Origin of the sequence: Chroogloeocystis siderophila 5.2 s.c.1 (assembly GCF_001904655.1) — a bacterium.
GTDB lineage: Bacteria > Cyanobacteriota > Cyanobacteriia > Cyanobacteriales > Chroococcidiopsidaceae > Chroogloeocystis > Chroogloeocystis siderophila.
Genome location: NZ_MRCC01000009.1, coordinates 19,131 through 32,674, shown reverse-complemented (window position 1 = coordinate 32,674; position 13,544 = coordinate 19,131). Strand labels below are relative to the sequence as shown.

Here is a 13,544-nt window from a genome sequence, read left to right as displayed (position 1 = left end):
ATATAAAAATCAAGTTGATGCTCTAATTGACTGCCACAATGCCTCATACTGTTTTTGTGTAGTTGCAGAAAGTGGTAGCAAAAACTCACTTTGTTGTAATTGGGCATCCGTAAATTCGATTCGTGTCGGATTTTGTCCGCTTGCTGGTGGTAGTTGTACTGCTGCAGGCGAAGTGCCATAAGTGCGTAGTGAGATTTGCTGCGCGATTGGCTGTTGCCAGCAAAAATCAATCCATTGTGAGGCTAGAGGCGGTAACGCTGCATTAATAGGATTAACCCACACATCTGCCCAAAGTGCTGTTCCTGATCGCGGAACGACAACAGCAATTTCTCGATAACGCCGCAAGATTGGTAGCACGTCCGTTGACCAACCTACTGCTGCCCAAGTATCGCCAATAATCAAAGGTTCGATGTATCGATTAGAACTGTAAAGTCGTACTTGTTGATGTAAAGCCTGTAGTTGCTCTTCTAAATTTGGGATTTGATCGAGATTTTGGGCGTTGTAGGATTGACCCAAGCGCTTGAGAGTTAACCCAATGACTTCCCGCGATTGATCGACGATGGAAATGCGCGATCGCAGTTCAGGACGCCATAAATCACTCCAATCATTTGGTGTCCAGCCCAAGGAATTAAATTTTTCTCGGTTGTAGAGTATAACTGTACTGCCCCAGCGATAAGGCGCTGCCCATATTTGTCCTTGTGGATCGCTTTCCCCTTGATTATTGCGTCTGACAAGTTCTTGCCAGCGACTGGGTAACGCATTCCAATTTTGGAGTTGAGTAATATTGAGCGGTTGAATCAGTTGCTGTTGAATCGCTGTCGATAGCCAGTAATCTCCCAAGGTAATCAACGCAGATGGGTTTGGTGATTGCGATTGGCGAGTCGGTAGGGGAAGCGATCGCGGTTGCTGTGTAGTACTTGCTTGCTGACGCCAAGTTTGTAGTTGCTCAAATAACTCTTGAAGTTGGGCAACAGGTGTAAACCTTGCTTGTGATTGCACCTGCTGACGAAAGCGATCAACAACAATCGCTGGTATCGAACCCCGCAAAAACTCGATCTCCAACGAGTCTCCTTGTGGATTGCACCCTAATAATAACTGTGACAGTGCTAAAGTTCCTGTCCCGAATAAAAAAGTCCGTCGCTCCATAATTAAATCGTTACACGCTTCGCTGCTCTACACCAAACCCTACCAAATCAATTATCGTCGGTATTTCATTGGTATTGTCGGGTCTTTGGTAAGTCACAATTGTCCGCAGTCGTAAGTTTGGTGCTACCATACGCATCTGATCAACTGCGACTGAGCGTCGATAGTAAGTTGTCATTTCTAACGTTTGGCGTGTGGGTTGATATGTAAATCGCCCTACAGCGGTTCCCGCTTCTGAGTAACCCTCATCACGCAGATAAAAACCTTGAATTACTTCTCCTTCCGGTTGGGTGGCAATTTGTGCGGCTACAGGTGGCGGTAACTTGACAGCAGTACTTTCCGCAGAAATATACGTATCTGGCACAAATAAAGCTTGCAAACTCATTGATACCGTTTCACCCGTTTCCGAGCGAGTATTGAATGAAATCGCAAAGCCTGGTAAATCTTCTTGTTGCACAGTTGCTAGTTGTACTTCTACTTTTATCCCTGCTTGAGTTGATAAAGTTAAAATTCGCTGTTTGTCTGTGGGTGAGATTGGTTTGACTTGATACTCAGTGTAAGACCGTTCGATACTACCTTGCGGCATTGAGTGATAAATACGTTCGGTCGTCCATTTGCCGCTACAAGCTGTAAAAAAATCTGGAAAACTAAGCATTATTTCCTAAGTGAAACGCTGCCTATCTATTTTCGCTTAACAAGCTATAGATAGAGGATTTGTTAGCTAAAAATTGTTGTATTGATTTTTATCGATGATATATTTTTTTAGTCGTTACTAACCCAATGTAATGAGTATTATTACCGGATAACTTAAGCTGTTGTGGCGATCGCTTCTTAAAATTTTACTTATCTAGTTGCCAGTTCTCATCTTTGATAAAGCAACAAAAATCAGTATTTATCAGGATTTTCCTAGCTTAATTAGCTAAAATATTTAATCAATCTACATAAATCACACTGTAGCTACTTACTACAATTATTTACCTTTATTGAGAAGCAAAAATAAATGTATCGCTTTAAAAGTAAGATTATCAAAAGTTAAATGTTTCATAAGTAGAGTTAACTTTGCTATTTTGTTGCCTAGCATAGATAGAGATATTCCTTCGGGCAATGAGGCAATTAATTCTATGGAACCGCTACAAAAGCAAGTCATCACTTTAAGCCACAAGGTGGATACGTTATATCAAGCAATTGAACAACTTAACGGCAGAGTTTCTGAAGCCTTGTCAGAGTGTCGATTATCGCCTACACAAGAGGCTAGTTACTCGCTACAAAATACTGGAGGACGTTATGCAACTCAAGGATACAAAGCTGCTAAAACAACGATGGGACATAAAGATGTTCTAGAAGATAACGGCAGTATTGAAAACCAGCGTCAAAGTGGTGAGAAGGAACTTGCACCAGAAATTCAAATTCAACGACTGACAGCACAGCTTACGGCTGCGTATAACCGAATTGCAGCGTTGGAAGAACAACTGCTAGCGCAAAGAATTCACTAACAAGTTATGCAGTGGTAATGGGTAATCGCGAATAGGTAATGGAAGTTGAACCTAAACGCCGATGACCTTTGACGTATGAACGAAATCTTGACAATTAGTGCTAATAGTGCTGACTACTAGAAGCTAACAACTTTGTGAATAACGATCTAGTAAAGTTTCGATTGTCTGTAAGAGTTGAGCTTGATGCCAGTATTGCATCAAACAAGCAGCAATACAGCAACCGCCAGCGGCTACACCTTCCTTGACATAACCTTGTTCATAAACCTGTAGTTGAGGGTATCGAGAATTCTTAAAACTTAATTTTGTAGCGAGTAAAGGTACTCCCCCAATCAGTCGTGCTAACTCAACGGTATTACCTGTGGGATCTTCTGCAACCCAACGAGTCGTTCCCACAGCAACTTCTTCTGGTTGCCATGCAATCTCAAAAACTTTGCCTAAGGCTTGCATCAAGGCATAAACAGCCAGCATCTGCGTACCACCAGCAAGAAGTACGCCTTTAGAACGACTCAGTGCGATCGCCATTCCCGCTACCGCAATTTGCATCGGATCGCCCACCGCAGCGATCAGCGCCAAAGGATCTTGCAGCGGTATTTTGTCCCAAAGATGCGCGCGTTGCAATCCTGATTTGACAAGTGTCCATTTTTGTGCGTGATTGCAAACAGGGTGACTACTGTTAACTTTTCCTGCGGCTGCAATTCCCAACCCTGTCAAAACCGCGAGTGCAGTTGTTGTGCCGCCGACAACACACTCGCCTAAAATAATATAATCCTGCGGCTGACGCGCTAGTTGTTCGCCCCAGAGAATACCTTGCGCCCACAGATGTTTAACAGTTGCGAGTTCCAATGCATAGCCTAGACTTAAACATTGCGCCGCCGTACCACCTAAATCAATCGTCGGTACGCTTGGAAGTTGAGGTAATCCTGCATTAAAAAGATAAATTGGTAAAGCCAGTGCTTCGACAACCGCCCGCGAAATAAAGACTGGTGAAGCACCTGCTTGGAGTGGTGGTAAAGGGTATTGCGGCTGCGGCTGCGGACCATTGTAAAGAAACTCGGCATCGGCGATCGCGGTATATCTTCGCGCTTGGGGCGTACTTCCTGCCGCCGAAATTCCAGGAATTAATCCTGTTTCGGTAAAACCTAAAACACAAGCTAACGCCGCCGAAGCACCGCGATACCGTCGCAGCCATTCGTTACCTTGTTTCTCTTGGGTATAAACATGAATCATGAATAGCGATTAGCAATTGGTAATTGGTAATGGGGTGTTCTCACTCCTTACTAAGCATCTCCTTCGTAATCCATTAAAACTTGTACCCAGTGCGGCGGACGCGGAATCGAATTGCCTAAGCGATCAAGGAGGAACCAGGATGCTAAGTGGACGACAAACAAGTAAACAATATTTTGTACAAAAACAAGCGCGATCGCGGCTGCTTCAATTAATAAAACACTCGGCTGTGCAAGCAATCCAAGCCGCAAAAAAGCCCATTCCGCAAATCTTGTAACTTGGGTTATCGTATATACCCACAGATCTTCACCCGATAAAACTGATAGTACCCAAAAGCGAAAGAAAAAACCGATTGTACCCAAGAGCGCACCTAAAATAATTGAGACAATCCAAGGTGCGCGACGATGCCATGTTGCACCGAGTAACACGCCCATTAGTGCAAACGGCATAATATACAAAATACCGCGTGTAGGTCCTAAAAGTACCGATAATAGCAATCCGGAAACGCCAGTCGCCATCCAAGCCGCCCTAGCACCCCAACGCAGGTAAACTAATGCGATCGGTACAGGAAAGAAAACTCGCAACAGCGGTCCTAGCGATAAATAGTAATTGATAAACCAAATCAAGCTAGCAGTACTCGCCAGAAATGCGGTTTCTACCATCTTTAAAGGCGTAGCACTCTTGCTTGTTGCGGCTAAAGGATGACTCACAGGTGTTTCTATATGCGGTGAAGGGTATTCCTCGTTACGGCTGACGAAATCACTCATGTAATTTTTATCTAAAAACTAAGTAGGTGGACATGATTCAATATCACACTTGTTGAAGTCGGTAATTGGTAATGGGCAATAGAAAAGCTTTTAGCACTTGGCAATTATTATTTATAGCAGTCTCGTTGAGGTAGTTAGAACATCGAACACGCTAAGTTGACAGTTGATAGTTGACAAAGTCTTCCCACACTCTCTTCACTGTCAACTGATCTCTGACCCTACATTATTAGTCGTTCTAGTGCTTTGAAATCGGGTATAGAAAGTATTTGGTGTTGACGCAGGATCAAGCCTTTTTTCTCTAATTTTGTCAAGACTCTTGTCACCGTTTCGCGGGCTAAGCCACTCAAACTACTTAATTCGCGATGCGGTAAGTTAGGAATTTGGATTCCTGCTTCATCTTGTATTCCTTGTCCTTCTGCCAAAAATAGCAGCGTATCTGCAACGCGCGACACACTATCCGATTCACGTAGCCGGAGGCGGCGATTGACTTGACGTAAGCGGCGTGCCATGAGTTGCGCTAATCGAATTCCTGCCAAGGGTTCAGTTTGAATTAATGTAATGAAATCTTGCGCGGGCACACTACCAATCGTAGTAGGAGTGAGTGTAATTGCATCAGTCGAGCGGGGTGCTTCATCTAGCGCTGCCATTTCACCAAAAATTTCTGCTTTGCCCAAAATATTGAGCGTGACTTCTTTGCCGTCGATATTATAAGTACGAATTTTTACCCAACCTTCAAGAATGAAATAGACTGAATTCCCCCAATCGTTTTCTAAGAGAATCACTTGATTGGCTGGATGCGATCGCGTGACAAGATGCGCGATCGCTTTTTCCACCGCTGTTGCTGGCAATCCTTGAAAAAAAGGTGCCAAGTAGATTGATGGATTGACAGATGTAGGCGCAGTGTGTTGGTCATCCATAAATTGCATTTTGCGAACAGCTTGCTGTGGATTTGCATTTGATAAATATCTATCTTGGCAATTAAAGTTTGATCTGAGTAACGGCGATGCGTCCTGAGAAGCAAACATCAACGTCGGTGCCTGGAGTGCGATCGCGCAGGGCGTACTCGCCTACATAAAACAAATTTTCTCCCTCGACACGATATTTTAATGGTAATGGTTGCGTGCACGGTTCACAAAATACCACCTCTGGGTCAGGTTCTCCTGGCTCTAAGTGCGGTAAATTTACATTCCAGAATGTTCCTGGCACGAACGGGCGTTGTAGAAGATCCGCAAGCACATGGGCTGTCCAACGCGCGGCAACATCCCAATCAACGTTTCTTTTTCCTTTTCGATAATGCGAAATTGCAATCCCTGGAACTCGATGAAATGCCGCTTCTCTCACCGCTGCCACGGTTCCTGAAATATATGTATCTGCCCCCATGTTACCCCCAGCATTGATGCCGGATAATACAAACTTGACATCATCAAAAAGATGTGACAAGGCTACTCGAACACAATCAGCAGGAGTTCCGGCGATCGCGTATTCCACTTGAGATCTTTGCTCAACATGAATTGGCTGCGTTGTTGTCACTTGATGACCGCAACCAGAAAGATGTGCTTTTGGTGCTACGATAATGCCTTGACCGTTCACTGCTTTGAGCAAAGCGCGAATTCCAGGAGCATCAATACCGTCATCATTTGTCAGGACTAGAGTCATTTTTAACCGAGGTCAGAGTTTAGAGAAATCTTTGGCATTCGTAGTCTCTCACAATAATATGAGCAATTTTTAACTTCCTGACCTCCAAACCGTAGCTCTGCGCTTCGGCGCGTCCTCTGATCCCTTCGATTGCGGTAGTATTTTGGGATAAAAGCACTTATTCGTTGGTGAATAGCTTAAACAAAACATATAAACTCGCTTAAGTAAAGCTTTCTGCGTTTAAATTTAGTTTATGTCAGCCTTTGCTTAAGCTAAAGGCTAACGGCTAATTGCTTTTTTATTCGTCGTCTATCGGTTTAGTTCCGATGAAACTCCTCAATCCATTGTTTAATCGAATAAACTATTTACCGCGTTTAGTGGTGTTTTTCGTGGTGATGTTACTCGCATCGACATTGTGGATAGCACCTGTAAACGCCACTAGCATCTATCAGATACCACAAGTTACCGCAGGCGATCGCACTTGGGTAATCGATCAAGCTGAAGTGATCAGCCGGATTAATGAAGGCAAAATTGGTAGCGCTTTGGAAGATTTAGCGAAAGACACAGGTAACGAAGTTAGATTCGTCACCATCCGCCGCCTTGACTACGGGGAAACCATCGATAGCTTTACACAAAAGCTGTTTAGCAAATGGTTCCCAACACTAGAAGCGCAAGCGAATCAAACTTTACTTGTGATTGACACGCTCACAAACAATACCGCAATTCGTACTGGTGACAAAGTGAAAGCCTTGTTATCAGATGATACGGCTCAAAGTGTAGTAACAGAAACCGTGCCAGCACCGCTGCGCGAAGGTGAGAAATATAACCAAGCCTTCTTAGATGCGAGCGATCGCCTAGTCGCCGTTTTGTCTGGCAAAGAAGATCCAGGACCACCACAACTTGCTCAAAATGTGAGTGTCGAAGGGACATTCAAAGCCAAAGACGAAACCGATACAGGTAACGCAACAATCTGGGTTGTTGGTTTATTACTTGCTGCAACAGTTATTCCTATGGCAACTTACTACTTATACGTTCGGTAGTTAGCTAGCATCAACTAATCCTGAATATATTCTTGCCCAGATACTAAAGCATTCTCAGCCCGAACAAACTCGCGACCAAGATAAGCTGCATGGTCTAACCGAGTCACTGGACAAGGCTGAGTTTGCTCTAAAATTTTGACGCAAAGCTCTTTTGCAGTTCTACCAGAATAAACTGTTGTGTGAGTGCGTTCAACTTTACCGCGTGCGGGGATAACTTTACCTGTTTCGGGGTCAACGGCTAAACCGCGCTCATCGATCACGTTCGTAAAATGTTTAGCACAAATTAACTGAGCTTCGCGATCCACATAAATAATGAAGTATCCTGATTGATCAAGGTCAATGTGACGCTGTGAAAGTTTGTTATCGATTGCTGCTAAAGATTCAATCGTTTGATTCATCGTTTGTTAATTGCTTATACCAACTTTTTACCCTATAACCAGTGTAATTCTTCTGACAGGAGTACTAACTAAATACGCGAGTTTTGAGAGGGGCTGGATCAATGCAAATTTTGTGAAATACATTAAGAACTATTTGCAATTGCGCTACAAGCTCATTTACTCGACTGCTGATTTGACTCAAGCCGATGACCATAACGATCTCACAGCAAGCTGTATCGGGAGTTATTTCAAGAAATACAGCAAAGCGATCCTCCATTAACGCTTCTCGATCAAAAAAGTGGAAATCTTGCTGATAATGACATTACCTGGAAGTATCCATCAAAGCTTGGTCAGGGCTTTGTGCGCGAGATTAACTTGCGAGACGGGTTAGAACTAGCGATCGCGAATTTGTCATTTTCGTTGGTCCATCCGGTTGTGGCAAATCTACTGTACTTTGTATGATGGCTGGACTTGAAGAAATCACTGCTGGTGAATTGCTGATTGATGGTCAGCAAGTAAATGATGTCCCGCTGGATAAACGCGGCTTGGCGATGGTGTTTCAAACGTATGCTTTGTATCCGCATATGACGGATATATTTCGGTTTCAAGACAAGATAGATAGTTTGGGCATCTATCTTCAGGATCAAATCGCAATTACCAACAATTTAAAGTTTTTGCTCAGTGGACGATTTGATATTATCAATCAAAACTCTAGCTTCAACGGTGTAGAGTCACAGCAGCAAGATCAAGCCTTTACCCCGCGCCTTGGCGTTGTGTATCAACCGCTCGAACCATTGTCTTTGTATGCTAGTTTTAGCCAATCGTTTACGCCCAATTCCGCCACAACTGTAGATGGTGAGTTGCTCTCACCTGAACGCGGGACTCAGTTTGACGGTAGATTAACCGCAAATTTAGCTGCTTACAACCTGAGCAAGCGCAATATTGCTGTAGCTGACCCTAATAATACTGATTTCAGCATTGCCGTCGGAGAACAACGAAGCCGAGGAATTGAGTTAGATGTCATTGGCGAGATTTCGCCTGGTTAGAACATTATTGCATCCTATGCGCATACGGATGCTGAAGTGACTGAAGATGGCGGAAGTCCACTAGAGGGCAATAGATTAGCCGATGTCCCTCGCAACGCAGCCAGCCTGTGGACAAGCTATGAAATTCAAAGCAGCGATTTGCAGGATTTAGGATTTGGTGTGGGGCTATTTTTTGCAAATGTTTTAGCACTTGGAGTCGAGCCTGTCGAGTTTGCTATTTCTCCCGATTGGTTAGAAAAGCGCGAATATTTGCGCGATCGCGTATCCGGTATTGAAAGTGTTGGCGATCATACTCAACCTAGCATAGAGAAAATTCTCACCTTAAATCCTGACCTAATTTTAGGTCTTGAGCTTGAATCTCAAGCTGTCTATCGACAGCTAACGCAAATAGCCCCTACTGTTTTACTCAATTGTGAAACAAGCAGGCAATGGCAAGAAATCCTGATGCAAAACGCCGATGTCTTGGGTAAAACAGATATAGCCAACAAATTAATAACAGACTATTTTAATCGCTTAAATGACTTCAAAACTCAAAGCCAAAGTTCTAGTCACCGCAGTGAGAGCCATCATAGGTCACACTCGGTAGAGGGGTGCTTCAACTGCTCCACAAACGCTGCGTGTTCGGGCGATCGCAATCCCTTCTGCACTACTGTCAGCACTGTTGCCATATCTCCTTCAAGTAGTGATAAAACTGCCAACCATAGACCTGGAAATACCTTACTTTGGATGATGCCATCATCTGGTTCCTGTAGGATATACTCTTCATCCTGTAGCACGAACCAATCTAATTTTTGGTCTAGCACTTGCCAAACAATATATTCTTGAACGCCATTGCGGCGATAAACGGTTTTCTTGTCATATAAATCATAAGCTGCACTACTAGCAGCAACTTCTGCGACGAGTTCTGGTGCGCCTTCAATATAGCCATCCTCGCTTAAGCGCGATCGCCCTCCTGCAACTTCATTAATTAAAAGTACAGCATCAGGTTGAGGTTCATTATCTAAATCAAGCCGTACTGTGGGATTATCCCCCATCCGCACACCTGGAGTCATTGCTTTATAAACTCCAAGCCAAGTGATTAAATTTCCATGCGGTTCAGCATGAGGTTCAAATCGTAGCGGCGATGGCAAGTATACGACTCCTTCAATCAGTTCAGCTTTTTTCAAGTGTGGCATGGCATGATAGCGCCGCTCAAATTCGTACCGAGTGAGGCGATCGCCACTTTCAAGTGGTGGTAGGTTCTGTGTAGAACTCGATTGCAGGTGAGGTAAGTGTTTTACCATTGTCACATCCTCAGCATTGCTGGATACCGTTTACTGTAGCAAATTTTAGTTTGAGAGCTGCCGTGTTTTCTATCGTTATTTATTGCTACAAATCATAATTATCCAGTTTTTGTGACCTTCCCCGCATCAGGCTTATAACTACCGTAAAAATATTGTGTTTGCAGTAAAAAAACAAACACATAATACTGTATAAACAAAATTTTGCAGCCATCCAGGTCTCAGTTAAGTTTCCAATTATGAATCAACTACGAAACGCAGCACTATCTTTCGGGGTAGCTGCTACAGTTGCTATGGCTCCTTGTGTTGCTCAAGCTCAGACTTGTGCTAATCCTAGCCAGACACCATTGACTAAAAGTAGACTCGACCAAATTGCTACTAACCAAGGCATATCCCTATCTCGTGTGGGAGTAGAATTTGAAGAATTTGCACTAAATACGATCAGAGCAGGTAATCCAGTACCTCAGAATAACAGACTTTTTCCTTCACCACTAAGGCAAGCCAAAGCTGGTATACGTAATGTAGAACCAGATGGAGTAGTACCGCTCGTAGTTCATATAATTCCTTTTCTTAACCCTCAAACCTACGCAGATAGCGTCTTTTACGAGTCAAAGGCAGTCAAAGGTACTTTGTTGCCTCCGAGTTATGAGAACTATCAAATTCTTGGGTTCCTAGATGTTCTTGATAGGAGTCCTGCGCGTGCTGAAGGTGAAAATCCAGCAATTTTTTTCCTTACCACATCTGACGTGCGTACGATCAGTAAAAAAACAATTGCTGAAGCTAATCGTAGAGATATTGGGGTTTGGCATTCTATAGCATGTGAAGTTACACCACAATCGGGCGATCTTCAGATGGGTGGCTTTAGATTGTTAAATCGCAGTGTTTATTTTTGGGATGGAAGATTACCCACCAGTTACGGTGGACCTGGCAGCATTGGCAGGCTCTAAAAGCATCTCCAACAACTTAATGCCTGATGTGAGCTAGAACGCATCGATTACCTAGCGCAACACTAACTGCAAAAATTAAGATAAGGAACAATATCAAATGAAATCAAAAACAAAAAAGCGCCTTTACTTTATATTCGGCTTATGTTCTGTGGCTATCGTCTGCCCCACAATTTTTTATTCTGTAGCGAAAGCTCAAGAAAATTCAGGTTGCCTTACAGTTGAACCATCAGGACAGGTCACGATTATAAATGGTTTGTGTAGTCCAAGTAGTCAAGGACAAGAATTAGGAACTATGGCTAAAGCCGAAGAATTTTTCCAGCGTGGGCGTGAATTGGATAGAAAAGGTCAGTCCCAAGAGGCAATTGCTGAATACACTAAGGCAATTCAGATCGATCCTAACTATGCGCAGGCTTATTTTTACCGAAGTAATCTTCTGGCATTAGGAGGACAACCTCAAAAGGCAATTGAGGATGCACAAAAAGCTGCGGCTATCCTTGAATCTAGAGAAGAGTTAGAAGGGGCAGCAGCGATGCGGGAACATGCAGAAATGATTCGGCAAGGCATTGAAGACGGTGAATGGTGAATTTTGACTTCTGGAGGCAGAACCAATAGAGTACGGTGCTCCAGAAGGCTTTAATATAACAGGATCTCAAACAATGCCAATATATTTTCTCAGAGCCGAAGGTGTTCCTTTAGAGCAACTTAGAGGGCTGGAAACAATTGATAGAAATATTCTATTTGTCCTAGTTCAAGCATCTGTTGAACTAGTCGCACAAGCTTTTAGTACTTTAAGGCAGATGAATGTCTGGGTACGTGATGCTTATGAGCGCGCAATAGATATTCACAATGAAAGCACCTTTGTTTTTCAATTGCGGGGTCATTCCTGGAGTATAGTTTTTAAACTTTATGTGCGGTCGATGCGAATAGACTTAACAGAAGAAGATGCTTGCAGGATTTCCGAGTCACTAGGTACTGCTGCTATTTACTACGCGGGTAGCGACACTTGTGGCACGCTTGAATACCAGCTATACCAAAATGGTGTTTTGCAAGAAAAACTCTTCTTTGAAGAGGAAGTCTCACTGGAATTTCAGTCTCAGCTGCGTTCCCTTGAAGCCAAGGATATCAGGGATGCCTACACATTTACGATGAACTTCATCCGCGAGCAGGACGCTTATATTCCAAATATAGTTCAGAGAGAAGATTTAAGAGCAGGTCAACGCACAACTCTAAGCTTTGAGAACTTGATGCCTCATGAGGTGGAACGAATGGATTACCTAGCACAACAGTAACTGCAAAAATTAAGATAAGGAGAATCTCAAAAAAAGCAAAAAAGCACCTGTTTCTTATATTTGGTTTATGTTTTGCAGCTATACTTATTTGTCTCCTTCCCGCACTTGGTTGTAAGGTAACTCGGCATTAATCGCCTCAATTTCTAGTTGTTCGTACTCATTTGCCTCGCGGATATAAGAAGACAAAATTTGCTCAAGACGAGAATTATAAAAGCGGTGCAAACTGTAATTTGGACTTGCAGGAAAGCCACGACGTTTTTTGTGACGTCCCCCCGCACCAGGATCAAAGATTTGAATACCACGGGAAATTGCCCACTCAATGGGTGCATAGTAGCAAGCGTCAAAGTGCAAGCAATCGATTTCTTGGAAACTTCCCCAATAGCGCCCGTACAAGCGATCGCCTTTCGTTAAACAAAACGACATCCCTAAAGGTTGACGCGGATCGCGATCGCTATACGCAGCAAAAAACACAACTCGATGCCGATAATTCGCGTGTAGTTGCTCAAAAAACTTTTTTGTCAGGTACTTACTACCCCACCAACCAAATTTGTCGCAGGTATCAGCATAAAAATTGTACATCAACGGAAACATCGATTTGGGAATTTGATCACCAGTAAGTGGCTGCAATCGCAAGCCATTAGTTGCGACAGCTTTGCGTTCGCGTTTAATATTCCGCCGTTGATTTGCATTAAATACAGCTAAATAATCATCAAAGGTTTGAAAACCTTGATTTTGCCAGACATAGCTATGGTTAATCCAAGTTGTGAAACCATGACGTTCTAAAACACTTTGCCATTGAGGCTCGACGTAGAGAAAATGACAAGCAGAAATACGGTTTTTGGCGCAAAAAGTGTCAATTGCCCGCACCATCAACTCAGTAATTTCATCTTCATCTTCTCCTGGAGCGATTAAAAAGCGATAGCCTGTCGCGGGTGTAAAAGGTGACATTCCCAAGAGTTTAGGATAGTATTGTACGCCGATTCGTTGTGCTAAATCTGCCCATTGGTGATCGAAGACAAATTCACCGTAGCTATGACCTTTAAGATACAGTGGTGCGGCGGCAATCAACGAGCGATCGCGCCACACCGTTAAATGATTAGGTAACCAACCCGCTTGGGCAACTGCACTACCGGAACTTTCGAGATTGTGTAGCCAATCCCACTCAAAAAATGGTGTCGCTAACGGTATTGCTAGGGCATCCCATTCAGTCTGAGGAACTTCAGCAATATGATTAATCCAAGCAACAGATAAGTAGCGGGGTTTGAGTTGTTCCACCATTAGTTAAATAAAAGTTTGGAGTTCA

The 13,544-nt window shown here is 43.4% G+C and carries 15 protein-coding genes and 1 pseudogene; 7 read left to right on the top strand and 9 right to left on the bottom strand.

Annotation, left to right across the window (positions count from 1 at the left end; translation table 11 throughout):
• Positions 1–9 precede the first annotated feature (9 nt).
• Both NIES1031_RS12150 and NIES1031_RS12145 read right to left on the bottom strand, forming a co-directional pair.
• Positions 10–1,146: an extracellular solute-binding protein gene (locus NIES1031_RS12150; protein WP_073549644.1), complete on the bottom strand. Its 1,137-nt coding sequence runs from the start codon at positions 1,144–1,146 to the stop codon at positions 10–12.
• A 10-nt stretch (positions 1,147–1,156) separates the two neighbouring features.
• A complete protein-coding gene (locus tag NIES1031_RS12145; RefSeq protein ID WP_073549643.1) occupies positions 1,157–1,798 on the bottom strand; it encodes a phycobiliprotein lyase in 642 nt (213 codons plus the stop codon).
• 415 nt (positions 1,799–2,213) lie between these two features.
• On the opposite strand from NIES1031_RS12145, the gene NIES1031_RS12140 reads away from it, so the two are divergent.
• Positions 2,214–2,636, top strand: coding sequence for a hypothetical protein (locus tag NIES1031_RS12140; RefSeq protein ID WP_236738813.1), 423 nt, complete (start codon positions 2,214–2,216; stop codon positions 2,634–2,636).
• Positions 2,637–2,759: 123 nt separating this feature from the next.
• Here NIES1031_RS12140 and cobT read toward each other — a convergent pair whose 3' ends face one another.
• The 4 genes from cobT to surE form a co-directional block, all read right to left on the bottom strand.
• The gene (cobT, locus tag NIES1031_RS12135) at positions 2,760–3,863 is read right to left on the bottom strand and encodes a nicotinate mononucleotide-dependent phosphoribosyltransferase CobT (protein ID WP_073549640.1); all 1,104 of its coding nucleotides are present in this window, start codon (positions 3,861–3,863) and stop codon (positions 2,760–2,762) included.
• A 50-nt stretch (positions 3,864–3,913) separates the two neighbouring features.
• Positions 3,914–4,627 carry a DUF2232 domain-containing protein gene (locus NIES1031_RS12130; protein WP_073549639.1) on the bottom strand — a complete coding sequence of 238 codons (714 nt, stop codon included), beginning with the start codon at positions 4,625–4,627 and terminating at the stop codon, positions 3,914–3,916.
• A gap of 218 nt (positions 4,628–4,845) precedes the next feature.
• Positions 4,846–5,553 (bottom strand): Crp/Fnr family transcriptional regulator, encoded by a 708-nt coding sequence (locus NIES1031_RS12125; RefSeq protein WP_218596789.1) that lies wholly within the window; start codon positions 5,551–5,553, stop codon positions 4,846–4,848.
• Positions 5,554–5,605: 52 nt separating this feature from the next.
• Entirely contained in the window at positions 5,606–6,283 is a 678-nt protein-coding gene (gene surE, locus NIES1031_RS12120; protein ID WP_073549637.1) for a 5'/3'-nucleotidase SurE, read from the bottom strand.
• Between the two features lie 305 nt (positions 6,284–6,588).
• On the opposite strand from surE, the gene psb32 reads away from it, so the two are divergent.
• Positions 6,589–7,302, top strand: coding sequence for a photosystem II repair protein Psb32 (gene psb32, locus NIES1031_RS12115; RefSeq protein WP_073549636.1), 714 nt, complete (start codon positions 6,589–6,591; stop codon positions 7,300–7,302).
• Between the two features lie 14 nt (positions 7,303–7,316).
• Here the strand turns inward: psb32 and NIES1031_RS12110 are convergent, their stop codons facing one another.
• Complete coding sequence (locus NIES1031_RS12110; RefSeq protein WP_073549634.1) at positions 7,317–7,700, bottom strand: DUF4346 domain-containing protein; 384 nt, start codon at positions 7,698–7,700, stop codon at positions 7,317–7,319.
• Positions 7,701–8,137: 437 nt separating this feature from the next.
• On the opposite strand from NIES1031_RS12110, the gene NIES1031_RS23800 reads away from it, so the two are divergent.
• Positions 8,138–8,725: a TonB-dependent siderophore receptor gene (locus NIES1031_RS23800; protein ID WP_073549632.1), complete on the top strand. Its 588-nt coding sequence runs from the start codon at positions 8,138–8,140 to the stop codon at positions 8,723–8,725.
• Between the two features lie 36 nt (positions 8,726–8,761).
• Positions 8,762–9,256, top strand: a pseudogene (locus tag NIES1031_RS26375) (ABC transporter substrate-binding protein); the annotation flags it as partial.
• A 35-nt stretch (positions 9,257–9,291) separates the two neighbouring features.
• Here the strand turns inward: NIES1031_RS26375 and NIES1031_RS12090 are convergent.
• The gene (locus tag NIES1031_RS12090) at positions 9,292–10,008 is read right to left on the bottom strand and encodes a Uma2 family endonuclease (RefSeq protein WP_073549629.1); all 717 of its coding nucleotides are present in this window, start codon (positions 10,006–10,008) and stop codon (positions 9,292–9,294) included.
• Positions 10,009–10,244: 236 nt separating this feature from the next.
• Here NIES1031_RS12090 and NIES1031_RS12085 point away from each other — a divergent pair, with 236 nt between their 5' ends.
• The 3 genes from NIES1031_RS12085 (at position 10,245) to NIES1031_RS12075 (ending at position 12,241) form a co-directional block, all read left to right on the top strand.
• A complete protein-coding gene (locus NIES1031_RS12085; protein WP_073549627.1) occupies positions 10,245–10,952 on the top strand; it encodes a hypothetical protein in 708 nt (235 codons plus the stop codon).
• Positions 10,953–11,049: 97 nt separating this feature from the next.
• On the top strand, positions 11,050–11,535 hold the full coding sequence (locus tag NIES1031_RS12080; RefSeq protein ID WP_073549626.1) for a tetratricopeptide repeat protein: 486 nt from the start codon (positions 11,050–11,052) through the stop codon (positions 11,533–11,535).
• Between the two features lie 73 nt (positions 11,536–11,608).
• On the top strand, positions 11,609–12,241 hold the full coding sequence (locus tag NIES1031_RS12075) for a hypothetical protein (protein ID WP_073549625.1): 633 nt from the start codon (positions 11,609–11,611) through the stop codon (positions 12,239–12,241).
• A gap of 84 nt (positions 12,242–12,325) precedes the next feature.
• Here NIES1031_RS12075 and NIES1031_RS12070 read toward each other — a convergent pair whose 3' ends face one another.
• Positions 12,326–13,519: a GNAT family N-acetyltransferase gene (locus NIES1031_RS12070; RefSeq protein WP_073549624.1), complete on the bottom strand. Its 1,194-nt coding sequence runs from the start codon at positions 13,517–13,519 to the stop codon at positions 12,326–12,328.
• Positions 13,520–13,544: the final 25 nt, after the last annotated feature.

What these genes read in the sequence shown, in the direction of transcription:
- NIES1031_RS12150 (WP_073549644.1), bottom strand. Translation starts at nt 1,146, where the DNA reads ATGGAGCGACGGACTTTTTTATTCGGGACAGGAACTTTAGCACTGTCA.
- NIES1031_RS12145 (WP_073549643.1), bottom strand. Translation starts at nt 1,798, where the DNA reads ATGCTTAGTTTTCCAGATTTTTTTACAGCTTGTAGCGGCAAATGGACG.
- NIES1031_RS12085 (WP_073549627.1), top strand. Translation starts at nt 10,245, where the DNA reads ATGAATCAACTACGAAACGCAGCACTATCTTTCGGGGTAGCTGCTACA.
- NIES1031_RS12070 (WP_073549624.1), bottom strand. Translation starts at nt 13,519, where the DNA reads ATGGTGGAACAACTCAAACCCCGCTACTTATCTGTTGCTTGGATTAAT.
- cobT (WP_073549640.1), bottom strand. Translation starts at nt 3,863, where the DNA reads ATGATTCATGTTTATACCCAAGAGAAACAAGGTAACGAATGGCTGCGA.
- NIES1031_RS12125 (WP_218596789.1), bottom strand. Translation starts at nt 5,553, where the DNA reads ATGCAATTTATGGATGACCAACACACTGCGCCTACATCTGTCAATCCA.
- NIES1031_RS12075 (WP_073549625.1), top strand. Translation starts at nt 11,609, where the DNA reads ATGCCAATATATTTTCTCAGAGCCGAAGGTGTTCCTTTAGAGCAACTT.
- NIES1031_RS12130 (WP_073549639.1), bottom strand. Translation starts at nt 4,627, where the DNA reads ATGAGTGATTTCGTCAGCCGTAACGAGGAATACCCTTCACCGCATATA.
- NIES1031_RS12080 (WP_073549626.1), top strand. Translation starts at nt 11,050, where the DNA reads ATGAAATCAAAAACAAAAAAGCGCCTTTACTTTATATTCGGCTTATGT.
- psb32 (WP_073549636.1), top strand. Translation starts at nt 6,589, where the DNA reads ATGAAACTCCTCAATCCATTGTTTAATCGAATAAACTATTTACCGCGT.
- NIES1031_RS12090 (WP_073549629.1), bottom strand. Translation starts at nt 10,008, where the DNA reads ATGGTAAAACACTTACCTCACCTGCAATCGAGTTCTACACAGAACCTA.
- NIES1031_RS23800 (WP_073549632.1), top strand. Translation starts at nt 8,138, where the DNA reads ATGATGGCTGGACTTGAAGAAATCACTGCTGGTGAATTGCTGATTGAT.
- surE (WP_073549637.1), bottom strand. Translation starts at nt 6,283, where the DNA reads ATGACTCTAGTCCTGACAAATGATGACGGTATTGATGCTCCTGGAATT.
- NIES1031_RS12110 (WP_073549634.1), bottom strand. Translation starts at nt 7,700, where the DNA reads ATGAATCAAACGATTGAATCTTTAGCAGCAATCGATAACAAACTTTCA.